This is a genomic window from Streptomyces sp. NPDC107575, from assembly GCF_055657265.1.
The window spans coordinates 62263-87335 of record NZ_JBVKBG010000006.1 but is presented as its reverse complement, the minus strand read 5'-3'; the positions used below and the strand labels follow the sequence as shown (position 1 = coordinate 87335).

25 protein-coding genes are annotated in these 25073 nt (G+C 70.0%); 13 read left to right on the top strand and 12 right to left on the bottom strand.

The window, feature by feature from the left end; all coding sequences use genetic code 11:
- Nucleotide 1: 1 nt before the first annotated feature.
- Nucleotides 2-2134, top strand: a complete 2133-nt coding sequence (locus tag ACZ7L4_RS29920; RefSeq protein WP_472107497.1) for an FUSC family protein — start codon at nucleotides 2-4, stop codon at nucleotides 2132-2134.
- Between the two features lie 5 nt (nucleotides 2135-2139).
- Here ACZ7L4_RS29920 and ACZ7L4_RS29915 read toward each other — a convergent pair whose 3' ends face one another.
- From ACZ7L4_RS29915 to ACZ7L4_RS29905, 3 genes are all read right to left on the bottom strand, one after another.
- Nucleotides 2140-2661 (bottom strand): hypothetical protein, encoded by a 522-nt coding sequence (locus tag ACZ7L4_RS29915; RefSeq protein WP_472107495.1) that lies wholly within the window; start codon nucleotides 2659-2661, stop codon nucleotides 2140-2142.
- A 25-nt stretch (nucleotides 2662-2686) separates the two neighbouring features.
- The gene (locus tag ACZ7L4_RS29910; RefSeq protein WP_472107494.1) at nucleotides 2687-4144 is read right to left on the bottom strand and encodes an aldehyde dehydrogenase family protein; all 1458 of its coding nucleotides are present in this window, start codon (nucleotides 4142-4144) and stop codon (nucleotides 2687-2689) included.
- A gap of 97 nt (nucleotides 4145-4241) precedes the next feature.
- A complete protein-coding gene (locus tag ACZ7L4_RS29905; protein ID WP_472107492.1) occupies nucleotides 4242-5138 on the bottom strand; it encodes a helix-turn-helix domain-containing protein in 897 nt (298 codons plus the stop codon).
- Between the two features lie 256 nt (nucleotides 5139-5394).
- On the opposite strand from ACZ7L4_RS29905, the gene ACZ7L4_RS29900 reads away from it, so the two are divergent.
- A complete protein-coding gene (locus ACZ7L4_RS29900) occupies nucleotides 5395-5892 on the top strand; it encodes an ATP-binding protein (RefSeq protein ID WP_472107491.1) in 498 nt (165 codons plus the stop codon).
- A 31-nt stretch (nucleotides 5893-5923) separates the two neighbouring features.
- Here ACZ7L4_RS29900 and ACZ7L4_RS29895 read toward each other — a convergent pair whose 3' ends face one another.
- From ACZ7L4_RS29895 to ACZ7L4_RS29880, 4 genes are all read right to left on the bottom strand, one after another.
- The gene (locus ACZ7L4_RS29895; protein WP_266711349.1) at nucleotides 5924-6166 is read right to left on the bottom strand and encodes a DUF397 domain-containing protein; all 243 of its coding nucleotides are present in this window, start codon (nucleotides 6164-6166) and stop codon (nucleotides 5924-5926) included.
- 165 nt (nucleotides 6167-6331) lie between these two features.
- Nucleotides 6332-6802, bottom strand: a complete 471-nt coding sequence (locus tag ACZ7L4_RS29890; RefSeq protein WP_472107489.1) for an SRPBCC family protein — start codon at nucleotides 6800-6802, stop codon at nucleotides 6332-6334.
- The gene (locus ACZ7L4_RS29885; RefSeq protein WP_472107487.1) at nucleotides 6799-7161 is read right to left on the bottom strand and encodes an ArsR/SmtB family transcription factor; all 363 of its coding nucleotides are present in this window, start codon (nucleotides 7159-7161) and stop codon (nucleotides 6799-6801) included. The genes ACZ7L4_RS29890 and ACZ7L4_RS29885 overlap by 4 nt, the downstream gene beginning before the upstream one ends.
- A gap of 5 nt (nucleotides 7162-7166) precedes the next feature.
- Complete coding sequence (locus ACZ7L4_RS29880; protein WP_472107485.1) at nucleotides 7167-7547, bottom strand: VOC family protein; 381 nt, start codon at nucleotides 7545-7547, stop codon at nucleotides 7167-7169.
- A 117-nt stretch (nucleotides 7548-7664) separates the two neighbouring features.
- Between ACZ7L4_RS29880 and ACZ7L4_RS29875 the strand changes: the two genes are divergently transcribed.
- The 3 genes from ACZ7L4_RS29875 to ACZ7L4_RS29865 all read left to right on the top strand — a co-directional run bounded on the left by ACZ7L4_RS29875 (nucleotide 7665) and on the right by ACZ7L4_RS29865 (nucleotide 10084).
- Nucleotides 7665-8306, top strand: a complete 642-nt coding sequence (locus tag ACZ7L4_RS29875) for a PadR family transcriptional regulator (protein ID WP_472107483.1) — start codon at nucleotides 7665-7667, stop codon at nucleotides 8304-8306.
- Nucleotides 8307-8393: 87 nt separating this feature from the next.
- Nucleotides 8394-9320, top strand: coding sequence for an ATP-binding cassette domain-containing protein (locus ACZ7L4_RS29870; RefSeq protein WP_472107481.1), 927 nt, complete (start codon nucleotides 8394-8396; stop codon nucleotides 9318-9320).
- A complete protein-coding gene (locus ACZ7L4_RS29865; RefSeq protein WP_472107479.1) occupies nucleotides 9317-10084 on the top strand; it encodes an ABC transporter permease in 768 nt (255 codons plus the stop codon). The genes ACZ7L4_RS29870 and ACZ7L4_RS29865 overlap by 4 nt, the downstream gene beginning before the upstream one ends.
- 10 nt (nucleotides 10085-10094) lie before the next feature.
- On the opposite strand, the gene ACZ7L4_RS29860 is transcribed toward ACZ7L4_RS29865, so the two are convergent.
- Nucleotides 10095-11522, bottom strand: coding sequence for a glutamate decarboxylase (locus ACZ7L4_RS29860; RefSeq protein WP_472107477.1), 1428 nt, complete (start codon nucleotides 11520-11522; stop codon nucleotides 10095-10097).
- A 50-nt stretch (nucleotides 11523-11572) separates the two neighbouring features.
- Nucleotides 11573-12865, bottom strand: a complete 1293-nt coding sequence (locus tag ACZ7L4_RS29855) for an ion channel protein (RefSeq protein WP_472107475.1) — start codon at nucleotides 12863-12865, stop codon at nucleotides 11573-11575.
- A 122-nt stretch (nucleotides 12866-12987) separates the two neighbouring features.
- Between ACZ7L4_RS29855 and ACZ7L4_RS29850 the strand changes: the two genes are divergently transcribed.
- Nucleotides 12988-13746 carry a MerR family transcriptional regulator gene (locus tag ACZ7L4_RS29850; RefSeq protein WP_472107473.1) on the top strand — a complete coding sequence of 253 codons (759 nt, stop codon included), beginning with the start codon at nucleotides 12988-12990 and terminating at the stop codon, nucleotides 13744-13746.
- 160 nt (nucleotides 13747-13906) lie between these two features.
- Complete coding sequence (locus ACZ7L4_RS29845) at nucleotides 13907-14617, top strand: DedA family protein (protein ID WP_472107471.1); 711 nt, start codon at nucleotides 13907-13909, stop codon at nucleotides 14615-14617.
- An 18-nt stretch (nucleotides 14618-14635) separates the two neighbouring features.
- Here the strand turns inward: ACZ7L4_RS29845 and ACZ7L4_RS29840 are convergent, their stop codons facing one another.
- Together ACZ7L4_RS29840 and ACZ7L4_RS29835 are read right to left on the bottom strand one after the other, a co-directional pair.
- Nucleotides 14636-16303, bottom strand: a complete 1668-nt coding sequence (locus tag ACZ7L4_RS29840; RefSeq protein ID WP_472107469.1) for a threonine/serine exporter family protein — start codon at nucleotides 16301-16303, stop codon at nucleotides 14636-14638.
- Between the two features lie 122 nt (nucleotides 16304-16425).
- A complete protein-coding gene (locus ACZ7L4_RS29835) occupies nucleotides 16426-16917 on the bottom strand; it encodes an inorganic diphosphatase (RefSeq protein ID WP_385762809.1) in 492 nt (163 codons plus the stop codon).
- A gap of 56 nt (nucleotides 16918-16973) precedes the next feature.
- On the opposite strand from ACZ7L4_RS29835, the gene dacB reads away from it, so the two are divergent.
- From dacB to folE, 6 genes are all read left to right on the top strand, one after another.
- Entirely contained in the window at nucleotides 16974-18470 is a 1497-nt protein-coding gene (gene dacB, locus ACZ7L4_RS29830; RefSeq protein ID WP_472107468.1) for a D-alanyl-D-alanine carboxypeptidase/D-alanyl-D-alanine endopeptidase, read from the top strand.
- A gap of 89 nt (nucleotides 18471-18559) precedes the next feature.
- Nucleotides 18560-19708: a zinc-dependent metalloprotease gene (locus tag ACZ7L4_RS29825; RefSeq protein WP_472107467.1), complete on the top strand. Its 1149-nt coding sequence runs from the start codon at nucleotides 18560-18562 to the stop codon at nucleotides 19706-19708.
- 224 nt (nucleotides 19709-19932) lie between these two features.
- On the top strand, nucleotides 19933-20931 hold the full coding sequence (gene tilS, locus ACZ7L4_RS29820) for a tRNA lysidine(34) synthetase TilS (protein ID WP_472107466.1): 999 nt from the start codon (nucleotides 19933-19935) through the stop codon (nucleotides 20929-20931).
- A gap of 43 nt (nucleotides 20932-20974) precedes the next feature.
- Complete coding sequence (gene hpt, locus ACZ7L4_RS29815; protein WP_266718689.1) at nucleotides 20975-21535, top strand: hypoxanthine phosphoribosyltransferase; 561 nt, start codon at nucleotides 20975-20977, stop codon at nucleotides 21533-21535.
- 223 nt (nucleotides 21536-21758) lie between these two features.
- The gene (gene ftsH / locus ACZ7L4_RS29810; protein ID WP_450810368.1) at nucleotides 21759-23774 is read left to right on the top strand and encodes an ATP-dependent zinc metalloprotease FtsH; all 2016 of its coding nucleotides are present in this window, start codon (nucleotides 21759-21761) and stop codon (nucleotides 23772-23774) included.
- Nucleotides 23775-23894: 120 nt separating this feature from the next.
- The gene (gene folE / locus ACZ7L4_RS29805) at nucleotides 23895-24500 is read left to right on the top strand and encodes a GTP cyclohydrolase I FolE (protein ID WP_472107464.1); all 606 of its coding nucleotides are present in this window, start codon (nucleotides 23895-23897) and stop codon (nucleotides 24498-24500) included.
- Between the two features lie 31 nt (nucleotides 24501-24531).
- Here the strand turns inward: folE and ACZ7L4_RS29800 are convergent, their stop codons facing one another.
- Complete coding sequence (locus tag ACZ7L4_RS29800) at nucleotides 24532-25014, bottom strand: DUF3180 domain-containing protein (protein WP_472107463.1); 483 nt, start codon at nucleotides 25012-25014, stop codon at nucleotides 24532-24534.
- Nucleotides 25015-25073: the final 59 nt, after the last annotated feature.

Here is a 25073-nt window from a genome sequence, read left to right as displayed (position 1 = left end):
AATGAGCTGGTTCCGGGCGTTGAAGGTGACCACGCGCTCGGGCCTGACCGTGGAGCGCAAGCGCCTCGAACCGTTGATCGCGCTGCGCGGCGCCGCGGGGCTCGCGATCGTGCTCGCGGTGAGCCTGTCGCTGTTCGGCCCCGCGGTGGCGGCCGGTTCCGCGTTCGGCGCGTTCCAGGCGGCGATCGCCACGTTCCAGCGGAGCTGGCGGCCACGTCCCGAACTCGCGCTCGCCTCCGGCGCGAGCCTCGGCATCTCGACGTTCCTCGGCTATCTCACCGGCTCCCACCTCGTCTTCTTCCTGCCGCTGCTCGCCCTGTGGACGTATCTCGCGGGGCTCGCCTGGGCGGCGGGGCCGACCATCGGCATCATGGCCTCGTCGAACGTCGCCATGATGCTCGTGACCATCACCCTGCCGACGACGATCGCCGAGGCCGCGGGCCACGCGGCGATGATGGCCTTCGGCGGCCTGGTCCAGGCGGCGCTTGTGATCCTCTTCCCCGTACGCAGATGGGGGGCGCACCGCGACGCCCTCGCCGACGCGCTCGCCGCGGAGGGGGACTACGCGCGGCGGCTGCGGCACGATCCCGTCGCCGCGTTCGATCCCGAGCCGTTGATGCTGGCGCGCAACGCCGCCGCGCTCACGCCGCGGCAGGCCAGGACCCGGCCCGCGCAGCTGCACGGTGCGCGGGGGGTCGCGGAGCGGATCCGGCCGGTGCTGGCCTCGCTCGCCGATCCGGCGGTCGGGGTGCCGGAGGAGGGGCCCGAGCGGGACCGGGTGCGGGAGTTGCTGGCCGCGGCGGGGGCGATTCTGGATGCCGCGGCGAGGGCCATCCGGCACGGGTCCCGGGTGGAGGTTCCGCCGGATGCGATCGCGGCGTTCCGGTCCCCGGATACCGGGGGGATTCTGTCCGGGCCGCCGCAGCGGGCGGCCAACCGGCTGGGGTCCCTGTTGCGTGACGTCCTGGAGACGGCGGGCGGCACGTCGCCCACGCCACGGGGCTCCGCCCCGGACCCCGCTCCTCAATCGCCGGAGGGGCTTGAGGGGCCCGCTCAACCGCTTCGGCGGCCCAGTATCTTCACTCTGCTGCCCGTCGCCGTGCGGGCGATTCGGCGGGAGGCCCGGCCGGGGTCCCCCGTGCTGCGGCACGCGAACCGCGTCGCCGCGGTCGCCGTCGCCGGGTACCTCATCGGCGACGCCCTCCCGTACGGCCACGGCTACTGGGCCCCGATGTCCGCCGTGATGGTGATGCGGCCCGACTTCTCGCAGACGTACTCCCGGGCGGTCGCCCGATTCGGCGGCACGCTCGTCGGCGTCACCGTGGCCACCGCGATCCTCCAGCTCGCGCACCCCGGCACGTACCTCTCCGCGCTGTTCGCCGTGGTGTGCGCGGGCCTGATGTACCTGCTGATGCGCACGGGACAGCTCGCCGCCCAGGGCTGCGTCGCCATGTACGTCGTGTTCCTGCTGGGCATGGGCGGCCAGGAGTGGAGCCAGACCGTCCCCGAGCGCGTCGTGCTCACGCTCGTCGGCGGCGTGCTCGCGATGCTGTCGTACGCGCTGTATCCCGCATGGGAGACGCCCCGCCTGCGCACCCGGCTCGCCGACTGGCTGGCAGCGCTCGGCGAGTACGCCGCCGCGGTCGTCGCCCACTACGCGAGCCCGGCGGGCAAGAGCTGCCCGGACGTGCGCGAGGCCCTGCTCAAGGCCCGGGACGCGCACATCGCCTGGGAGCAGGCCGCGGCCCGCGCCAAGACCGAACCCGTACGCCACCGCGGCCTGTCCAACGCCGCCGCCGACGACGCCGCGCACGCCCTGCACCACATCGGCCGCGTGGTGATGCTGATGGAGGCGCACCTCCCGGAGCGCGGCGCGACCCCGGTGCCCGCAGCGGACGCGCTCGCCGACGCGCTGCGTGCCGCGACCCGCGACGGCGCCCAGGCCATCCGCGAGCGCCGGATCCCGCGCTGGAAACCGGTCCGCGAGGCCCTCGACGCGTGGGACGGCGAGGGCGTACCGGACCGGGTGGTGCGCCGCGGGGCGGGTCTTTTCCTCGAAACGCTGGAGGAACTCTCCGACGCCCTGGACACCGACGTGCCGCCGATGACCCGGGAGTCGTCCGACCAGAGGTGACGAGCTCAGTTCGTCGGGAGTCCGCTGGGCAGGCCGGTCGGCAGCTCGCCGTCCTTCGCCTTCTTGAACGTGTCCTTCTGACCGGCGTCCCACGAGACGCGCATCGTGCTGCCGTCGTTCGACTCGACCGCGCCCTTCGTGCGGTCGGTGTTCCCGTCCGCGCACCGGAGCGCGAGCGTCGGCTTCCCGGCACCCGTCAGGGTCCCGGTGCACAGGTGTCCGTCGGCGGTGGTCAGCGCGGCCTGCTTCGCGCCGACGACGAGGACGACGGGCTTGCCGCCACCGGACGCCTTCCACACACCCTCGGCGTCCTTCGCGGAACCGGGACCGGCCTCGGACCCGGATCCGGAAGACGAATCGTCCTCGGGTGCCGGCGGGCTTCCCTTCGAGGCGGGGTCGGAGGCAGCGGACGAACCCTTGTCCTGATCCTTGCCACCGTCGTCACCCCCACCACTGCACCCGCCGAGGGCAAGCCCCACCACCACAGCGGCAGCGCCCACCCCGAACCGCACGGTCCTGCTGCGCACAACGTCTCCCAACCTCGAGTCGTCCTCAGAACGGGAACTGCGAGCGCCCCCGCTGCACGGATATCCACTTCTGCGTGGTGAACGCCTCCAGCGTCGCCTCGCCGTTGAGCCGCCCGATCCCGGACTGCTTCTGGCCGCCGAAGGCGACGAGCGGCTCGTCGTGCACGGTCCCGTCGTTCACATGGAACATGCCGGTGTCGATCCGCTGGGCGAAGGCCACCCCGCGCTCCACGTCGCCCGTGTGCACGGCGCCGCTCAGCCCGTACGGGGTGTCGTTCGCGATCCGCACCGCCTCCTCGTCCCCGTCGAACGGGATGAGCAGGGCGACCGGGCCGAAGATCTCCTGCCGCAGGACGGGGGAGTCGGCGGGCAGCCCGGCGAGCACGACCGGTTCCACCACGTTCCCGTCCACGCCTCCGCGTACGAGAGCGGTGGCGCCCTCCGCGACCGCGGTGGCGACGACGCTCGAAATCGCCTCCGCCTGCGTGGAGTTGATGACCGGGCCGATGACGGTCGCGGGGTCGCGCGGGTCGCCCGACTTGAGGGAGGAGACCTTCGCCACGAACTTCTCCGTGAACTCCATCTCCACCTTGCGGTCCACGAGGATCCGGTTCGCCGCCATGCAGACCTGGCCCTGATGGACGTACCGGCTGAAGACCGCGGCGTCCACGGCGTAGTCGATGTCCGCGTCGTCGAGCACGGTCAGCGCGCTGTTGCCGCCGAGTTCGAGGATCGACTGCTTGAACTGCGCGGCGCAGACCGTCGCGACGTGCCTGCCGACCTGGTCGGAGCCGGTGAAGGAGATGACCTTGGGCACCGGGTGGGTCAGGAAGGCGTCGCCGATCTCGGCGATGTCGGTGATCACGACGTTCAGCAGACCGGCCGGCAGACCCGCGTCCTCGAAGAGCTTCGCGATCAGCGAACCGCCGGTGACCGGGGTGTTCTGATGCGGCTTGAGGACCACGCCGTTGCCGAGCGCGAGCGCGGGCGCGACGGACTTCAGGGACAGCAGGAACGGGAAGTTGAACGGCGAGATGACCCCGACGACCCCGACCGGCACCCGGTAGAGCCGGTTCTCCTTGCCGTCCACGGGCGAGGGGATCACGCTGCACTGCGGGCGCAGCGCCAGCTGGACCGACTCGCGCAGGAACTCCTTGGCGAGGTGCAGCTCGAAGCCGGCCTTCACCCGCGTACCACCGAGCTCGTCGATGATCGCCTCGGTGATCTCCTCCTCGCGCTCCTCCAGGAGGCGCAGGGTGCGCTCGAAGACGGCGCGGCGCGCGTACGCGTTGGTGTCCGCCCAGTCCTTCTGCGCCCGCTCGGCCGCGCGGTACGCCTCGTCGATCTCCTCCACGGAGGCGACGGTGATGGAGGCGAGCTTGTCCCCGTTGTAGGGATTGAAGTCGATGATGTCCCACGCGCCGCGTCCGGGACGCCACGAGCCGTCGATGTACTGCCGGTCCAGTTCCGTGAAGTAGGACATGTAATCCCTTGCTGCAGCGCCGGGCACCTCTGATGCACGTCATCGTACGGGCGAGTAATGACAGTTGCAGCAGGAGTTCCGTCAACTCACAGCAGGCTCAAGCCAATTCGGACAACGCGTCACGGAGCAGTCGCACACTGTCCTCGGGAGAGGGGCACTGCGCCGCCAGTTCCGTCATCGCCTTCTCGTACTGCGTCACGTCCTCGCGCTTGTCCAAGTACAGGGCGCTGGTGAGCTGTTCGAGGAAGACGACGTCCGAGAGGTCGGACTCCGGGAACGTGAGAATGGTGAACGTGCCGGACTCGCCAGCGTGCCAGCCGTGGCTGAACGGCATGATCTGCAGGGTCAGATGGGGGAGCGAGGCCAGCTCGATCAGGTGCTCGAGCTGTCCGCGCATCACCTCGCGCCCGCCCTGCACGCGCCGCACCGTCGCCTCGTCGAGCACGATGTGCACCTGCGGCGCCCGCTCGTCGACCAGCAGCTTCTGCCGTTCTATGCGCAGCGCGACCCGCCGCTCGACGTCCTCGCGCGGGGCCCCCTTCATGCCCTGCTCGACGACCGCGTGGGCATACCCCTCGGTCTGCAGCAGGCCGTGCACGAACTGAGCCTCGTAGCCGCGGATCTGGGTGGCCGCGCCCTCGAGCCCGAGGTACGTGGGGAACCAGCCGGGCAGCACGTCGCTGTAACTGTGCCACCAGCCCGCGACGTTGGCCTCCTTCGCGAGCGAGAGCAGGGCGGAGCGCTCCGTCTCGTCATCCACCCCGTACAGCGTCAGCAGGTCGGCGACATCGCGCGTCTTGAAGCTCACCCGTCCCAACTCCATGCGGCTGATCTTCGATTCGGAGGCGCGAATCGAGTAGCCGGCGGCCTCGCGGGTGATCCCGTGCGATTCCCGCAGGCGCCTCAGCTGTGAGCCCAGCAGGATGCGTCGCACCACCGAGCCTCCACCAGAGTTCAGCGCCTGGGGCGACCCCCATGCCTCCCCAGCGGTCACGTCTCTTCATCCTCCCCATTGGTCCACGGCCGAAGTCTGCCATCAAAACGCTCCAGCCTGTACTCGTTCGGTTACAGAAACGGAAAGATCACGAACTACATGCGCAAGAAGTCGTAGGAAGAAATGAGCGAGAAGCGGTACGTCGCTGCTCAAGTCGGGCGCGTGCACGTGCATCTGCCCTTGCATCCGCTGTACGCATTCGGAACGATGGCGCCACCACCGCTCGCTGCGTACTGCGAAAATGGGAGTGCCTCGCATGGGGACGGACGGATCGACCATGCTTGAGTCTTTAGACGCATGGAGGCAGAGCCTGCCTCCGGTCGACCCGTCGGCCGTCTCCAGTACCGCGTCCTGCGCTCTGCCCGCCCGCTATGAAGCGGTGCGCTGCGCCCGGGAGTTCAGCCGCAGAACGCTCGCGGACTGGGAGGCATTGGAGCGCTTCGACGACATCTGTCTCGTCGTCTCCGAACTCGTCACCAACGCACTGCGGCACGGCCTGCCGGCGGACACACCGCACCGCCAGGATCCGCCCGTACGGCTTCATTTGATGCATTGGTCTTCGCGCGTAGTGTGCGCGGTCCGCGATCCCAGCGACGACAGTCCGGTCGCCCAAGAGGTGGACATCGACGCCGATTTCTCGGCGGAGTCGGGGCGCGGTCTGTTCCTCGTCGACTCCTTCGCCGACAGCTGGGGCTGGCATCCTCTGGCGGGAGTGCCGAGCGGCAAGGTGGTCTGGGCGCTCTTCCGGTTGTGAGGGCCGCCCGGGGCCGCCCATTGAGGCGGCGTCAGGCCCCGGCCGTCAGATGGTCGAATTCCCCGTCCTTCACGCCGAGGAGCATCGCCTCTATCTCCGCCGGCGTATAGACGAGCGCGGGCCCTTCCGGAAAGTTCGAGTTGCGCACGGCGATCCTTCCGCCGGGCAACTTCGCGAACTCCACGCAGGATCCCTGCGAGTTGCTGTGCCTGCTCTTCTGCCAGACCACTCCGTGCAACTCCGTGGCCGCCATGCCGTTGTACACGTGGTGCACGGTTCGCTCCCCGGTGGTGCTGTCAGTGCTGTAACAGTGAATGATTCTGTGGTCAATGCGAAAGCCGGGACGGCAATGATCAACTGCCCCAACTGTCCAGGATCATAGCTTCGTTCATATGCCCATGCATGGGCAGATGCACGTGCACGCGGGGTGTTCTCGCAGTTACAGCTCGGAAAGCGCCTTCCCCAGTGCCTGCATTACATGCGATCGCCATCCACCGTCCATGATCTTTCTGGCCATCGCCTGCGCCGGATCGTCCGGATCGAATCCTTCGTGAACCAGGAAAAGGCGCGTCCCACGGCCTTCCGTGTGCAGTGTCCAAGTGATCGTCCAGTCCGCGGAATTGGCCGGATCTCGATCCGTCCAGCGCATCCTCAGCATCCGCTCGTCCTCGTAGGCGAGGACCTCCGCCTCGACCGTGCCGGAGAAATTGGTGTTGGGGCGCGGCACCGCCGTCATCGTGCAGCGGTGCCCGACCGCGAGCCGGAACTGTTCGGCGCCCGGCATCATCCAGCGCGCGATCAGCTCGGGTTCGGTCAGTGCGCGCCACACCTTGGCGGGCGGGTGCGGAAAGAACTGGTCGACGGTGATCGTGGTGGGATCGGGTGTCGAGCCGGGCTCACTGATGCTCATGAGGCGTCATCGTCGGGCATGGCATCCAGTACGTCGCTGAGGTCACTCAGCTTCTTCCGCCAGAATCGCTCGTAGGGATGCAGCCAGTCCTGCACGTCTGCCAGCGGCGCCGCCTCCAGGCGGTGGATCCGCTGCCGCCCCGAGCGCTCCTCGGAGACGAGGCCCGCTTCGCGCAGCACCTTCAGGTGCTCGGAGAGGCTGGGGCGCGCCATGTCGAAGCGGTTCGCCAGGGCCCCGGCCGGCTGCGGTCCTTGCTCCCGCAGCAGGCGCAGGATCTCGCGCCGCGTGCCGTTGGCGAGCGCGCCGAAGATCCGGTCCGGGTCCCGGCCGGTGGCGGTGCGCTCGCTCGCGGGGGTCATGGCGGTCAGAAGCTCCCTGTCTCGTTCTCGGTGATCAGCATCAGGCCGTTGCCGTCCGGGTCGGTCAGGCCCGCCATCCGGCCCCACGGCAGCTGCTCGGGCCCGCTGACCTCGACGCCCGCGGCCCTCAGTCGCTCGCAGTCCGCGTCGACATCGGTCGTGACGAACATGATCCCCCGCGCCGAACCGGGCGTGAAATCGCCCATGCCGGGCCCGGCCAGCGTGAAGACGGTCTGGGCGCCCGCGGGCGCGACCTGCAGCCAGCGGCCCGGCGGCATCTCCCGGTCGACGACGACGTCAAAGCCGAGCACGTCGACGTAGAAGCGCAGGGCGCGGTCCTGGTCGGTGACGGGGAGGGTGAGGAAGGAGGCGTGGGTGATGTTCATGGGCCCGAAGATACGTAGGGTTTTCCCTACGCGTCAAACGTAGGGAAAGTCCTACGCGTGCACCTGGCGCTTGACCGGCGGCAGGTCGCCGTGCCCCCGACGTCTACGCTGGACCGCATGTCAGCGATCCGCCTGCTGGTTCTCGGGGCCGTACGCCAGCACGGCCGTGCGCACGGCTATCAAGTACGCAACGACCTGGAGTACTGGGGCGCCCACGAGTGGTCGAACGCCAAGCCGGGCTCGATCTACCACGCGCTCAAGCAGATGGCGAAGCAAGGGCTGCTGCACGCCCACGAGGTCGCGCCCTCCACCGCCGGCGGCCCGCCGCGCACCGAGTACGAGCTCACGGAGCAGGGGCGGGAGGAGTACCTCACCCTGGTCCGCGAGTCGCTGACCTCCTACGACCAGCGGCCCGACATCCTCACGGCGGCGCTCGGCTGCATGGTGGACCTGCCGCGCGAGGAGGTCGTCGGCCTGCTCAAGGAGCGGGTGCGGAGCATGGAGGAGTGGCGGCGCTCCGTCACGGAGTACTACACGCCGGAGGAGGGCCCCGAACAGCTGGGTCACATCGGCGAGATCATGAACTACTGGGTCTTCTCGGCCGACACCGGCGCGAAGTGGACCAGGGGTCTGATCGCCCGCATCGAGGGCGGCGCCTACACCTTCGCGGGCGAGGGCGAACCTTTCGTCGGCGTCCTCGCGGAGGGGCAGAAGAACCCGCACGCGGCAGGTGAGCAGGCCGCGGGGAAAGACCGCTAATCAAGTTTGACGAATGGGCCCGCCTCGGTTACCTTCGCCCACCTAGTCAAGTTTGACTAGGGCGGGTTCGATCACGGAGGGAGCCGGATGACGGACGCGATCGTCGCCGAGGGAGTGCGGAAGCAGTACGGGGAGAAGGCGGCACTCGACGGCCTCGACCTGACGGTGGGCCGGGGCACCGTGCACGGCGTGCTCGGGCCGAACGGGGCGGGCAAGACCACCGCCGTACGCGTCATGACGACGCTGCTGAGGGCCGACGAGGGCCGCGTCGAGGTGGCGGGCCGCGATGTGCGGCGCGCCCCGGACGAGGTCCGCCACCGCATCGGCCTGCTCGGCCAGCACGCGGCGCTCGACGAGGAGTTGAGCGGCCGGCAGAACCTGGAGATGTTCGGCCGGCTCCACCACCTGGGCGCCCGGCGTGCGGGCGTGCGGGCCGACGAGCTCCTGGCCCGCTTCGGCCTGGCGGACACCGGCCGCAAGGCGGTCAAGGCGTACAGCGGCGGCATGCGGCGCCGCCTCGACCTCGCCGCGTCGCTCATCACCGAACCGGAGGTGCTCTTCCTCGACGAGCCGACGACCGGCCTCGACCCGCGGGGCCGCGCCGAGGTCTGGGACGCCGTGCGCTCGCTGGTCGGCGGCGGCACGACGGTGCTGCTGACCACGCAGTACCTGGAGGAGGCGGACCAGCTGGCCGACCGGGTCTCGGTGGTCGACCGTGGGCGGGTCGTGGCGGACGGCACGCCGGACGAGCTGAAGGCGAAGCTGGGCGGCGACCGGATCGACGTGGTGGTCCGGGACGTGGCCGAGCTGCCCCGGGTGGCCGCCATGCTGCCCGCTGGCGCCACGGTCGACGCCGACCGCCGCCTGGTGAGCGCGCCGGTGACCGACCGGATGGCCGCGCTCACCGACGTCGTACGAGCCCTTCAGGAGACCGGAGTCGAGGCGGAGGACGTGGCGCTGCGCCGCCCCACGCTCGACGAGGTGTTCCTGCACCTGACGGAGGTCCCCGCATGAGTACGTCGATGAGCTGGGCGGTCACGGACTCCTGGACCATGACCCGGCGCGAACTCGCCCACTGGGCGCGGCAACCGGTGCAGGTCGTGGTCGGCCTGGTCTTCCCCGTGATGCTGCTCGTGATGTTCGGCTACCTGATCGGCGGCGGCAAGGGCGTCGAGGGCGACTACGTCGACTTCCTCGTGCCCGGCATGCTCGCGCTGACCATGGCGTTCGGCCTGGAGTCGACCATGGTGGCGATCACCCAGGACCTCAACAAGGGTGTGGTCGACCGCTTCCGGTCCATGCCGATGACCAACGGGGCGGTCCTGGTGGGCCGTTCGGTGGCGGACATGCTGCAGTCGGCGGCGTCGGTCGTGGTCATGGCCGGGGTCGGCCTCGCCATCGGCTGGCGGGTGCACGGCTCGTTCGGCGCGGTGCTCGGGGCCTTCGGGCTGCTGCTCCTGCTGCGCTTCGCGATGCTGTGGACGGGCATCTACTTGGCCATGGTGGCGGGCAGGCCGGAGCTGGTGCAGGCCGTGCAGATCCTGGTGTGGCCGGTCGGGTTCCTCTCCAACGCCTTCACGGTGCCGTCGACCATGCCGGACTGGCTGGGCGCGGTCGTCGAGTGGAACCCGATGTCGGCGACGGCCTCGTCGGTCCGGCACCTGTTCGGCAACCCGGGCGGCGCGGACGAGGTGTGGCTGGCGGTGGCGTGGCCGGTGGCGCTTCTGGCGGTCTTCTTCCCGCTGGCGGTACGGAGGTTCGCGGGGCTGAGCAAGTAGCCGCCGCTTCCTAGTGGTGGAACCCGGTGGCCGCGCCCCTGTCCCGCGTGAAGGGGTGCGGCTGCCGGCGCAGCTCCGGCAGCAGCCGGCCCAGGTCCTCCACGAGCAGCTCCGCCAGGTCGGACGAGAACCCGTTGCGGCACACCACCCGCAGCACCGCCAGATCCTCCCGGTGCGCGGGGAACGTGTACGCGGGCACCAGCCACCCCCGCTCGCGCAGCCGCCGCGACACGTCGAACACGTCGTACGCCGTGACCTCGGGCGCCGTGGTGAACGCGAACACCGGCAGCTCGTCGCCCCGCGTGAGGAGCTGGAAGTCGCCCAGCGCCTCGATCCGCTCCGCGAGCCCCCGCGCCACCTGTCGCGTCGCGTGCTGGACGGCCCGGTAGCCGTCCCTGCCGAGGCGCAGGAACGTGTAGTACTGGGCGACCACCTGCGCCCCAGGCCGCGAGAAGTTGAGCGCGAACGTCGGCATGTCCCCGCCCAAGTAGTTGACCCGGAAGACCAGTTCCTCCGGCAGCGCCTCCGCGTCGCGCCACAGCGCCCACCCGACGCCCGGGTAGACGAGCCCGTACTTGTGCCCCGACGTATTGATCGACGCCACCCGCGGCAGCCGGAAGTCCCACACCAGATCCGGGTCGAGGAACGGCGCGACCATCGCGCCCGAGGCCCCGTCCACGTGCACGGGGATGTCGAGACCCGTCCGCTCCTGCAACTCGTCGAGCGCCGCGCACAGCTCGGCGATCGGCTCGTACGAACCGTCGAAGGTCGAGCCGAGGATGCCGACGACGCCGATCGTGTTCTCGTCGCACAGCTCGGCCGCGGCGGCCGGGTCGAGGTGGAACCGCTCGCCCTCCATCGGCACCTGGCGCGCCTCCACCTCCCAGAAGTTGCAGAACTTCTCCCAGCAGACCTGCACGTTCACGCCCATGACGAGGTTGGGGCGGGCCTCGCGCGAGGGGTAGCGGTCGGCGTTCTTCAGCGCCCAGCGACGCTTGAGCGCCATCCCGGCGAGCATGCACGCCTCGCTCGACCCGGTGGTCGAGCACCCGACGGCGGTGGACGGGTCGGGCGCGTTCCACAGATCGGCGAGCATGGCGACGCAGCGCCGCTCCAGCTCCGCCGTCCGCGGGTACTCGTCCTTGTCGATCATGTTCTTGTCCCGGCACTCGCCCATGAGGACGCCGGCCTGCGGCTCCATCCACGTGGTGACGAAGGTGGCCAGGTTGAGCCGCGCGTTCCCGTCCAGCATCAGCTCGTCACGGACCAGCTGGTACGCGGTCGTGGGCGCGAGCGGGCCGTCCGGGAGGCGGTGCTTGGGCGGGGCGTCGGTCATCCCGGCCGTCGGATTCGCCTCGCCGTAGAAGGGGTTGACGGCGACCGGGCGCTCGTCGGGCTTGCCGTAGCGGTCGGCCGGGCTCTGATGCAGCGGTGACATGAGGGTCGACTCCTTCGGACGAAAGGGAGGTTGCGTCGTTCTCGTCGCGCTCAGCGGATCGCCGATCCGTCCTCCGACAGTTGCATCTGCGGGCGTCCCGTCACCAGGAGCCAGGCGGGCAGCGACGCGATGCACATCAGGGCGATGATCGCGGGGGAGGCGACCAGGACGGCCGCCGTGAAGAGGCTGACCCAGCCCTGCCGGGTGACCGCGAGCAGCACCCCGAGCACGCCGGCCGCGATGCCGACCGAGGGGTTCACGCCGGGCACGAGCGCGTGCGCGAAGAGGCCGAAGGCCGCGCCCACGAAGACCGCGGGGAAGATCCGCCCGCCGCGGAACCCGCACGTCGCGGCGATGAGCAGCGCCGCCAGCTTCACCACGGTCATCAGGGCGAACTCCCCGGCCGACCAGCCGTCCGGCGACCCGGCGATCTCCTTGACCTCCGCGAGCCCCTTGAACAGCGTCAGTTCACCGCCGAGCGCCCCGAGCAGGCCGAGCACGAGCCCGCCGAGCGGCAGCGTCAGCATCGGGTGGCCGAGGCGGCCGAAGGCGCGGTGCACGTAGGGGAAGGCGTACACGGCGGTCATCGCGAACACGGCGGCAGCGCACGCGACCACGATCGACGAGACGAGGTCCACCCAGTCGGGGTCGCTCAGCGGCGGCAGGCCCAGGTCGAAGGAGGGCGAGGCGACCAGGGAGGTGGTCATGGAGCCCGCGGCCGCCGCGAGCAGCGGGCCGAACATGTTGTCCCACAGCGAGCCCTTCATCGGCATCGCCTTCCCGGCCAGCGTCTCCGAGACGAGCAGCGCGGCCGCGATGGGCGTACCGAACAGGGCGCCCACGGTCGCCGCCGTCGCCAGGCTCACCCACATCGCGGCGGCCGACTGCGGCACCAGCTTCTTGCCGAGCCAGAACGCGAGCCCCACGTTCACCGCGATGATCGGGTTCTCCGGGCCCAGGCTCGGCCCGCCGGCCAGCATCAGCGCGGCGGCGAGGGCGAGCCCCGGCAGCACGTACGGCGGCAGCGGCGCCTCGCCGCCGAGCCCCATCGTGGCCGGGTCGGGACCCGCGTGCCCCGGCACCTTCCAGACCACGAGCCCGACCAGGACACCCGTGACGGTGAGCATCACGATGATCCACAGGGCGGAGTAGCCGCCGATGCCGAGGGCGTCCGGGAGGTCCTCCCACACGAGGTCGGCCAGCTTCTCCGCGATCCAATCGAGCGCGAGGAACAGCAGGCTGCAGCCGACGCCCACCACCAGCGCGGGCAGGACGAACGGCAGCAGGGTGCGAGCGGAGACGGCGGACGGGGGCGGCGATTCGATCTCGGTATGCGTGCTCACGGCGCCACTTTAAGCGGACATAAAACGCATAACACCCCGAGAATCCGCCGAAGAAAGCGACTTGCACCTCACGTCACGTGAGGCCCCAAGCTGAATCACGTACGAGGAAGGAGGTACGGCGGATGAGCTACTCCGTGGGCCAGGTCGCCCGCTTCGCCGGAACCACGGTGCGCACCCTGCACCACTACGACGAGATCGGCCTGCTCGCCCCGAGCGAGCGCAGCACGGCGGGACACCGCCGGTACGGCGAGGCCGACCTCGACCGGCTCCAGCAGGTCCTCTTCTACCGGGAGCTCGGGTTCCCGCTCGACGAGATCCAGGCCCTGCTCGACGACCCGGAAGCAGACCCGCGCGAACACCTGCGGCGCCAGCACGAACTGCTGACCGTCCGCATCGAGAAGCTGCAGAAGATGGCCGAGGCCGTCGAACACGCCATGGAGGCACAGAAGATGGGCATCCAGCTCACCCCGGAAGAGCGCTTCGAGGTCTTCGGGGACAAGGACCCCGAGGAGTACTCCGAGGAGACCGAGCAGCGCTGGGGCGGCACGGCGGCGTACGCCGAGTCGCAGCGGCGGGCCGCGACGTACTCCAAGGAGGACTGGCTGCGCATGAAGGCCGAGAACGACGACTGGCTCGCGCGCTACGTGGCCCTCGTCGCGGCCGGCGAACCGGCGGACGGCGAGCGCGCCATGGACCTGGCCGAGGAGCACCGCGACCAGATCTCGCGGTGGTTCTACGACTGCCCGCACGAGATGCACTCCTGCCTCGGCGCCATGTACGTGGCCGACGAGCGCTTCAAGGCGTACTACGACGCCCTGGGCGAGGGCGTCGCCGACCACCTGAGCGAGGCGATCCATGCGAACGCGGTCCGCAACGCCTGAGCCAGGAAACGGCCGACCCACAGGTTTGCCACAGTTTCCGCACAGTGCATCCTGAGGGGGCCACTGGAACCTGGCGGGCACGACCGGCGTTGATAACTTTGCATCGCCATTGCCTTGCCCTGCCTTTGTCACCAAGCCCCCTCAGGAGTCCGGACCCGTGATGACGCTTGCTCTAGGACCAAGCTGGCTGGACCCGGACTATCTGCTGAACACGTTCGGCATCTGGGGCCTGCTGCTGATCGTGTTCGCCGAGTCGGGCCTGCTGATCGGCTTCTTCCTGCCGGGCGACTCGCTGCTCTTCACCACGGGTCTGCTGATCACCTCGAAGCAGCTGGACTTCCCGCTGTGGGGGGCGATCGGGCTGATCTGCCTCGCCGCGATCCTGGGCGACCAGGCGGGCTACATGTTCGGCAAGAAGGTCGGCCCGTCCCTCTTCAAGCGCCCGGACTCCCGGCTCTTCAAGCAGGAGAACGTCACCAAGGCGCACGAGTTCTTCGAGAAGCACGGCCCCAAGTCCCTGGTCCTGGCCCGCTTCGTGCCCATCGTCCGGACGTTCACGCCGATCATCGCGGGCGTCTCCGGCATGAAGTACCGCTCGTTCCTCACGTTCAACGTGATCGGCGGCGTGCTGTGGGGCGCGGGCGTGACGCTGCTCGGCTCCTGGCTCGGCAACATCGAGTTCGTGCACAAGAACATCGAGGCGATCCTGATCCTGATCGTCCTGATCTCGGTGGTGCCGATCGCGATCGAGTTCCTGCGGGCCCGCGGCAAGTCCAAGAAGGAAGCCGCCCGCTCCGCGCAGGCGGGGGAGCCCGGCGGCCCCGGCGACACCCCGCCCGCCCCGCCGCGCCGCCGCCACGCGAAGCGCTAGAGACCCACCAGGGGAGCGCTAGAAGCCCCTCGTGCGCTTGGCCGCGCGCCGCCCCGCGGCGCCCGGCCCCTGCAGGAACAGGCGGGAGACCTCGCCACCGAGGTTCACCCCGATCGCGATGGCGAGCGCGAGCGCCGCCGCCTTGGACAGGAACGTGAGCCCGCCGTTCACATCGCTGTGGGCGATCGCCAGCAGACCGAAGTACGTCGACGAACCGGGCAGCAGCGGACCGATCGCGGCCGTCACGTACGGCAGCGCGGAAGCGAACTGGTACCGCGAGAAGAGCTGCCCGAACAGGCCCACGAGCCCCGCCGCCGCGGCCGTGGCGGCCACCGGCGAGATCCCGCCCTGGTAGTGCAGGGCGCCGAAGATCGCGCCCGCGACGCCGCCGTTGAGCGTCACGGCGATCACGGTCGCCCGCTCCTGCTGCAGCAGCACCGCGAAGGCGAGCGACAGCGACATCGACGCGACGATCTGCCAGACCGGCCGGTCGACGCTCTGCAGCGCCTCCTCCGGGTCCAGCTGGGCGTCCAGCTGCACGCCCACGTAGAGCATGATCAGCACGCCGATGACGATCCCGACGAAGAAGTACATGACTTCCAGCAGGCGGGCGGCCGCGGTGATGTAGAAGCCGGTCAGCCCGTCCTGCACACCGGCGACGAGGGCCCGCCCCGGAAGCAGCGCGAACAGTCCACCGGTGATCACCGCGGACGCCTTCACGTCCACGTAGTTGTGCGCGAGCGTCAGCGCGATACCGATCGCGGCGGGCGGCATCGCGGCCACCGTGAACTGGTAGAACTCCGGGAACCCGCGCCCCGCGCAGAGCCACGCGAGGCGGTCGCCGAGCATCGCGCCCAGGGCGGCGACGACGAACACCAGCAGGTCACCGCCGACCAGGATCGAGGCGGACCCGGCGAGCAGCCCGCTCGCCGCGGTGAGCGCCCAGCCCGGGTAGGGGTGCCGGTTCCTGCGGATCTCGGCGAGGCGCCGGTAGGCCTCCTCCAGGGAGACGTCGACCTCCTCGTCGCTGATGTCGTCGACGAGCCGGTACACGGCCGCGAGGCGCGTGTAGTCGGTGCCGCGCCGCCGCACGGTGCGCGAGGCCGTCACCGGGTCGTCCACCAGGGACGGCTGGAAGCTGATCGACAGCAGGGTGAACGTCACCGTCGGCTCGCAGCGGTCGAGCCCGTAGGACCGGCACACGGCGAACATCGCCGCCTCCACGTCCTCGGCGCCCTCGCCGCCGGCCAGCAGCAGCTCCCCGATACGCAGCGTCAGGTCGAGCACGCGCGGAACGGCGGGGCCCGACTCCTCGTCGTGCTTCTGCACGAGCTCGGGGGCGGGCCGCTCGGCGACCGGCATCCGCAGCATGGTGCGCATCCGGTCCTGCCAGGGCGCCTCCTTGATCAGCTTGACCATGGGGATGCCCTGCGGCGGGGTGAACGCGGGCGGCGACTCGCGGGCGCTGTACGTCCGCGGCGGCGTGAACGCCGAACCCTCCGTGTCCACCGGCTCCGGTGCCTGCACGCTCAGCCCATTGGGCACCGCGAACTCCGACGTGGTCGACGACTCCTCGTCGACCACCGGGGGCGGCGTGATGATCCCGATCGGCTGCGTGAACGCGCTGCGCGCCTCGTCGGACTGCGGCTTGCGGTCCTCGGGGGCCTCGGACTCCCGCTCCGTCACCTCTGTCGTTCCTCGCCCTTCACATCGCTGCGTATCCCAGTACCGCACGTACGACTCAGTATGCGCACAGATACGCGAACGGGCCGCCCCAGGGGGGCGGCCCGGATGTGAACGCTGGTGACTCAGTGGCCGCCGTTGTCCTGCGCGCGCTTGTAGGAGCGCTCGATCTCGGCCTCGGCCTCGGTGCGGCCGACCCAGTCGGCGCCCTCGACGGACTTGCCGGGCTCCAGGTCCTTGTAGACCTCGAAGAAGTGCTGGATCTCCAGGCGGTCGAACTCCGACACGTGCTGGATGTCGCGCAGGTGCTCCATGCGCGGGTCCGTCGCCGGGACGCACAGCAGCTTGTCGTCGCCGCCGGCCTCGTCCGTCATCCGGAACATGCCGATCGCGCGGCACTTGATGAGGCAGCCCGGGAACGTCGGCTCGTCCAGGATGACCAGGGCGTCCAGCGGGTCGCCGTCCTCGCCGAGGGTGTCCTCGACGTAGCCGTAGTCCGTCGGGTAGGCGGTCGACGTGAACAGGCGACGGTCGAGGCGGATGCGACCGGTCTCGTGGTCGACCTCGTACTTGTTCCGCGATCCCTTCGGAATCTCGATCAGAACGTCGAACTCCACCGGTGGCTCCTCAATGATCAACACAAACGTCTGGTGGTTAAGTGTCCCCTACGCAGATGTGTGATCGCGAAAGGGGCTGGTCCGCGGTGCCGGAGCCGAAGGCTTCGCAGCTCGTGAAGAGTGCGGCGAAGACTGTTGCCGGATCCAAGACCAAGCACGTCACGGTGGGTGCGACGGCGGTGGGGCTCGCCCTCGCGGCCGTCGTGTCGGTCGCGGCCGGTCCCTGGGACGCTTCCGGTCAGCGTAAGGCCGAGTCCGTCCGGGCCGCCTCCTCGGAGGCCGGAGGTGGCACAGATCACGGCCGGGAGGCCGAGGCGGCGCCCAGCGCGCCGGTCGTCCTCGCGGCCCCCGGAGTGTCCGTGCCGGGCCCCACGAAGAGCGCCCTGGCGGACGTTCTCGACCCGCTCTTCAAGGACTCCGCGCTCGGCGGCAGGCGCACGGCCGCGGTCGTCGACGCCGTCACCGGAAAGAGGCTCTACGGAAGGTCCCCGGGTGACACCCTCACCCCGGCCTCCACGACGAAGCTGGCCACGGCGGTGGCGGCCCTCTCGGCCGCGGGCCCCGACCACCGCATCGCCACCCGTACGGTCCTGGAGAGGGACGCCAAGAAGCTGATCCTGGTGGGCGGCGGCGATCCGACCCTGACCGCCAGGAAGAAGAATCCTTACGGTGCCGCCGACCTGGGCACTCTCGCCGACGAGACCGCCAAGGACCTCAAGAGCCGCGACCTCGGCGAGGTCACCCTCACGTACGACACCTCGCTGTACTCCGGCCCCGACATCCACCCCATCGGCCCCAACGAGAACCTCGCCCGGGTCACCGCGCTGATGGCCGACGAGGCCCGCACCGACGACTCCGACAGCGGACCGGCCACGCGCGAGGGCGACCCGGCGGCGGCCGCGGCGAAGAAGTTCGCGGACCTGCTGAACGACCGCGGCATCAAGATCAAGGGCGACCCGGCCTCCGGCAAGGCGCCCAAGAAGGCGGAGAAGCTCGCGAAGGTGTCCTCGCCGCCGCTGTCCGCGCTGGTCGAGCGGATGCTGACGCACAGCGACAACGACATCGCCGAGGCGCTCGCCCGGCAGACCGCGATCGCCGCGGGCACGAGCCACGACTTCGACGGCGGCGGAGAGGCCGTCAAGAAGCAGCTCGACAAGCTCCGCCTGCCCCTCAAGGACACCCATTTCGCCGACGGCAGCGGCCTCGACCGCGCCGACAAGGTCTCCGCCGACCTGCTCACCGGACTGCTCGCCAAGGCCGCCGACCCGTCCCGCCCCGAACTGCGCTCCGTCCTCACCGGCCTGCCAGTCGCCGGCTTCACCGGAACCCTCGCGAGCCGCTACGAGGACGCCGCCGACGCCTCCGGAACCGGCCTCGTCCGCGCCAAGACCGGCACCCTCACCGGCGTCAACACGCTCGCGGGCACGGTCGTCGACGCCGACGGACGCCTCCTCGTCTTCGCCTTCATGACGGAGGGCGCCACGGACCCCAAGGCCGCCCAGTCGGGCCTCGACCGCCTCGCCTCGTCCGTCGCGAACTGCGGCTGCCGGTGAACCCTTAAGGGTTTGTCGGGGCGGAAGTGGGGCAGCACTCCGGGGCCGACCCCTCTTCCCGTACGCGAGGGGTCACGTACCGTTGACGCATGACGAGCCTCGGCGGTGCTGCATCTTCGGGAATGGTCGACTGGAACCTCGCGGTGGCGACCGCGACCCGACTCGTACGACCAGGTCCCGAGGTCAGCCGGGACGAGGCACGGGCCGTCGTCGCCGAGCTGCGCCGGCACGCCAAGGCCTCCGAGGAGCACGTGCGGGCGTACACGCGCATGGCCACCGAATCCGACCACGACACCCCGGTGCTCGTGGTCGACCGTCCCGGCTGGGTGAAGGCCAACGTCGCGGGCTTCCGCGAGGTGCTCAGGCCGCTGCTCGACAAGATGAACGAGCGGCGCGGCTCGGGCCCAGGACCCGCGATGCTCGGCGCGGTCGGCGGCAAGGTCACCGGCGTCGAGCTCGGCATGCTGCTCTCCTTCCTGTCCTCCCGCGTCCTCGGCCAGTACGAGACCTTCGCCCCCGCCACCCGCGACCTGCCCGCCGCGCCGAACGGCGGGGGACGACTCCTGCTCGTCGCGCCGAACATCGTGCACGTGGAGCGCGAACTCGACGTGGAGCCGCACGACTTCAGGCTCTGGGTCTGCCTCCACGAGGAGACGCACCGCACCCAGTTCACGGCCGTGCCCTGGCTGCGCGACCACCTCGAGGGCGAGATCCAGTCATTCCTGGAGGAGACCGAGGTCGACCCGACGACGTTCCTGGAGCGCGTCAGGGAAGCCGCCCAGTCGCTCGCCGGAGGACGCCCCGAGGGCGAGGAGGACGACGGCGGCCGCTCGCTCGTCGAGCTGGTGCAGACCCCGGCACAGCGCGAGATCCTCGCCCGCCTCACCGCCGTCATGTCACTGCTCGAAGGACACGCGGACTACGTGATGGACGGGGTGGGCCCGGCCGTCGTGCCGTCCGTCGAGGAGATCCGCGAGAAGTTCCAACAGCGCAGGCAGAAGGGCGCGTCCCGGCTCGACCTGGCGCTGCGCAAGCTGCTCGGCCTCGACGCCAAGCTGCGCCAGTACCGCGACGGCGAGAAGTTCGTCCGGGCCGTCGTCGACGAGGTCGGCATGGACGGCTTCAACCGGGTGTGGACGTCCCCCAACACGCTCCCGACCAAGGCGGAGATCGCCAAACCGGCGGACTGGGTCGCGCGGGTGCACAACAGGACGGACGGCGCTCACGAAGCCCCGTAAGGCACGCCCATAATTGCCCAGGATCACCCATCCGAGGGACCGTAGGCCGTGGGCTGGCGTGCAATGCTCGGGGAACCGCTCGGCTCTGTCACCATCGACACACTCTGCGTGACCGATCTCACCCGGTCACCGTTGAGCGATTGAGCCGGGTCAGCCGGCGCTGGTCCGGTTCGAGTTGTCCAGCAGCGCCCACCCCCCAGACAACGGAATGAAGGGAACCGGACATGGGTCCCCATCCTGCGGTCGCGGCGATACGCCTGGCGGTCCGCCGCGTCCTCCACGACATCCTCAACGACTCCGCCGCGGACGCCGAGCCCGTGGTGCTCGTCGCCTGCTCCGGCGGAGCCGACTCCATGGCCCTCGCCTCCGCCCTCGCCTTCGAGGCCCCCAAACTCGGCATCCGCGCCGGTGGCATCACCGTCGACCACGGCCTACAGCCCGGCTCCGACGCCCGCGCCGAGGACGTCGTCCTGCGCCTGACCGCCCTCGGCCTGAAGCCCGTCGAGTCCGTCGCCGTCGACGTCGGCCGCGACGGCGGCCCCGAGGCCGCCGCCCGCGACGCCCGCTACGCCGCCCTCGACGCCGCCGCCGAGAAACACGGCGCCGCCGCCGTCCTGCTCGGCCACACCCGCGACGACCAGGCCGAGACGGTCCTGCTCGGCCTCGCCCGCGGCTCCGGCATCCGCTCCCTGTCCGGGATGGCCGCGATGTCGGGGGCCGGCGGCCGCTACCGGCGCCCCTTCCTCAACCTCGACCGGCAGACCGCCCGCAAGGCCTGCCTCGTCCAGCACCTGCCCGTCTGGGACGACCCGCACAACACCGATCCGGCCTACACCAGGTCCAGACTCCGCCACGAGGGTCTGCCCGCCCTGGAGAAGGCACTCGGCAAAGGCGTCGTCGAGGCTCTCGCCCGTACGGCCCAGTTGTCGCGCGACGACGCCGACGCGCTCGACACCTGGGCCCGTGACGCCGCCGAGTCCGTACGGGACGCGGCCGGGCTCCTCGAATGCGCCAAGCTCTACGCCCTGCCGCCCGCCGTACGCCGCAGAATCCTGCGCCGGACGGCCATCGAGGCGGGCGCCCCGGCCGGTGCGTTGTTCGCCCGGCACATCGAGGAGGTCGACCGCCTGATCACGGGATGGCGGGGCCAGGGAGAGATCAATCTGCCGGGCAAAGTTCTCGCTCAGCGGCAGGGTGGCAGACTGGTCATCCGGCAAGGCTGACTCGACGGTCACGTCGCGGCGGCCGGTGGGACGACCGAAAGTGATGCGGGTGGACGCGAAAGACATGGGCACCGACCTTCAGTCGGTGCTCATCACCAAGGAAGAGATCGACGCGAAGCTGGCCGAGCTGGCCGCGAAGGTCGACGCGGAGTACGCGGGCAAGGACCTGCTGATCGTCGGGGTCCTCAAGGGCGCCGTGATGGTCATGGCGGACCTGGCTCGCGCCCTGTCCACCCCGCTCACCATGGACTGGATGGCGGTGTCCTCGTACGGCTCGGGCACCCAGTCCTCCGGCGTCGTGCGGATCCTCAAGGACCTCGACACCGACATCAAGGACAAGCACGTCCTGATCGTCGAGGACATCATCGACTCCGGTCTGACGCTGTCCTGGCTGCTCACCAACCTCGGTTCGCGCGAGCCCGCCTCCCTCGAGGTGTGCACGCTGCTGCGCAAGCCGGAGGCGGCCAAGGTCGACATCGACGTGAAGTGGGTCGGCTTCGACATCCCGAACGAGTTCGTGGTCGGTTACGGCCTGGACTACGCGGAGAAGTACCGGAACCTGCCGTTCGTCGGCACCCTGGCGCCGCACGTCTACGGCGGCTGAGGCGCCGTCAGTCCTGCGCGCCGGGACGGGAACCCTCGCGGGTTTCCCGCCGTTGGAGCATGCGAAGGGCAGATTCCCGGTCGTCCCCTGCGGCTTCGGGTGACAATGCTGGGGTACCGTCCGAAGAACAGTTCTTCAAACAGCTACAACAGCACCAACAGCTCCAAACAGCCTTATCAAACTCACTATGGCAGGAGGGACGGGGCGGCACCGCTCCGTATGGATGGACGTGAAGCGATACTTCCGTGGGCCGGTCATGTGGATCGTGCTGGCCGTCCTTGCCGTGGTCGTGTTGATGCAGGTCGTCGGTTCGTCCGGCGGCTACAAGACGGTGGACACCGGCCAGGTAATTCAGGCCATCAACGACAACAAGGTGGACTCGGCCAAGCTGACCACCGGCGATGAGAGCACGATCAAGGTCGAGCTGAAGGACGGCCAGAAGGTCGACGGCTCGAACAAGATCCAGGCCAGCTACATCGGCGACCAGGGCGTCGACGTGGCCAAGAGTCTCCAGGCCAAGTTCGAGGACAAGCAGATTCCGGACGGGTACACCGTCTCGCCGTCGAAGCAGAACCCCTTCGTGGGCATCCTGCTCTCGCTGCTGCCCTTCGTTCTCATCGTCGTCGTGTTCCTGTTCCTGATGAACCAGATGCAGGGCGGCGGCTCCCGAGTCATGAACTTCGGGAAGTCCAAGGCCAAGCTCATCACCAAGGACACCCCCAAGACGACGTTCTCCGACGTCGCCGGCAGCGACGAGGCCGTCGAGGAGCTCCACGAGATCAAGGAGTTCCTGCAGGAGCCGGCCAAGTTCCAGGCCGTCGGAGCCAAGATTCCCAAGGGCGTACTCCTGTACGGCCCGCCCGGTACGGGCAAGACGCTGCTCGCGCGTGCCGTCGCGGGCGAGGCGGGCGTCCCGTTCTACTCGATCTCCGGTTCCGACTTCGTCGAGATGTTCGTCGGTGTCGGTGCCTCCCGTGTCCGTGACCTCTTCGAGCAGGCCAAGGCGAACGCCCCGGCGATCGTCTTCGTCGACGAGATCGACGCGGTCGGCCGGCACCGTGGTGCCGGGCTCGGCGGTGGACACGACGAGCGCGAGCAGACGCTCAACCAGCTGCTCGTCGAGATGGACGGCTTCGACGTGAAGGGTGGCGTCATCCTGATCGCCGCCACGAACCGGCCGGACATCCTCGACCCGGCGCTGCTGCGCCCGGGCCGTTTCGACCGCCAGATCGCGGTCGACCGCCCGGACATGCAGGGCCGTCTGGAGATCCTCAAGGTTCACCAGAAGGGCAAGCCGGTCGCTCCGGACGTCGACCTGTCGGCCGTCGCCCGCCGTACGCCGGGCTTCACGGGTGCCGATCTCTCCAACGTGCTGAACGAGGCCGCGCTTCTCACGGCCCGCTCGGACCGGAAGCTGATCGACAACCAGATGCTCGACGAGGCGATCGACCGTGTGGTCGCGGGCCCGCAGAAGCGGACCCGGATCATGTCGGACAAGGAAAAGAAGATCACCGCGTACCACGAGGGCGGTCACGCCCTGGTCGCGGCGGCCTCGCCGAACTCCGACCCGGTCCACAAGATCACGATCCTGTCCCGCGGCCGTGCGCTCGGGTACACGATGGTGCTCCCGGACGAGGACAAGTACTCGACCACGCGCAACGAGATGCTCGACCAGCTCGCCTACATGCTGGGCGGGCGCGCGGCCGAGGAGCTCGTCTTCCACGACCCGACGACGGGTGCCGCGAACGACATCGAGAAGGCCACCGGTACGGCCCGCGCGATGGTCACGCAGTACGGCATGACCGAGCGGCTCGGCGCGATCAAGTTCGGCGGCGACAACTCGGAGCCCTTCCTGGGCCGCGAGATGGGTCACCAGCGCGACTACTCGGAAGAGGTCGCCGCGCTCGTCGACGAAGAGGTCAAGAAGCTCATCGAGACGGCGCACAACGAGGCCTGGGAGATCCTCGTCGAGAACCGCGACGTCCTCGACAACCTGGTCCTCGCGCTGCTCGAGAAGGAGACGCTGAACAAGGAGCAGATCGCCGAGATCTTCGCTCCGATCGTGAAGCGCCCGGCCCGCCCCGCGTGGACCGGCTCCAACCGCCGCACCCCGTCGACCCGCCCGCCGGTGCTCTCCCCCAAGGAGCTGTCGCTGACGAACGGGGCGAACGGAGCGTCGCCCGCCATCGAGTCCACCACCCCGGTGGACACGGTGAAGGAAGAGCGCCCCGAGAGCTGACCCGGCCCTCACAGGGCAGGCCAGACCCGGAATGCAGGCCGCGTCCCCCACGCTTTACGGTGTGGGGGACGCGGCCTTTGCGCGGTCGCGCGCGGATGTAAGTAGAGAAAGAGGCACCAGATGACCGACCCGGTGACGCTGGACGGCGAGGGCTCGATCGGCGAGTTCGACGAGAAGCGGGCCGAGAACGCCGTGCGTGAGCTGCTCATCGCGGTCGGCGAGGACCCGGACCGCGAGGGCCTGCGGGAGACGCCGGGGCGGGTCGCACGCGCGTACAAGGAGATATTCGCGGGCCTGTGGCAGAAGCCCGAGGACGTCCTGACGACGACGTTCGACCTGGGGCACGACGAGATGGTCCTGGTGAAGGACATCGAGGTGCAGAGCAGCTGTGAGCACCATCTGGTCCCGTTCGTCGGGGTCGCCCACGTCGGTTACATCCCGTCCACCGACGGCAAGATCACGGGCCTGTCGAAGCTGGCCCGCCTCGTCGACGTGTACGCCCGCCGTCCGCAGGTGCAGGAGCGTCTGACGACGCAGATCGCGGACTCGCTGATGGAGATCCTGGAGCCGCGCGGGGTCATCGTCGTCATGGAGTGCGAGCACATGTGCATGTCGATGCGCGGGGTGCGCAAGCCCGGCGCGAAGACGCTCACGTCGGCCGTGCGCGGTCAGTTGCGGGACCCGGCGACCCGCAGCGAGGCGATGAGCCTGATCATCGGGCGCTGACGCGCTCTTTCGGGGCGAGGCGGCGGTGGGCCTAGGCGGCCGGTGCCGCCTCCTCCGGGTCCTCGTCCTCCGGGAGCTTGCAGATGCGCTCCAGGAAGATGGCCGCCGCGACGACGCCGATGCCGGCGAGCACCGAGAGCCCGGCGTAGATCGCCTGGTCGCGGCGGGCCGGGACGTCCAGGGACTCCAGGAGGAAGATGCCGGTCCCGCCGTACATGCCGGCCACAAGGGCTGCCACCAGGGCGCTGGCCTGGCCGAAGACCAGGGCGCGCGCCGCCATCATCGGGTCGACGCCCTTGGCCTCGGGGCGGCGCTCCCGCTGGGCGCGCAGCCGGGAACGGATGGACAGGGCCGTCGCGAGCAGCACGACGGCGATCACGGCGAGCACGATGGGCGCGGCCAGCGGGACCTTCGGCAGTGTGCCGAGCGAGTCCCACAGGCGGGCGCCCGCCCAGGACAGCACTCCGGCGACGACGAAGAGGCCGACCAGCGTCCTGATGCGCAGTTGCTTCATCCCGGTTGGTCGCCCCTCGTCGTCATGGCCCTGGTGCTCTTGTCGCCTGGTGTCCGGGG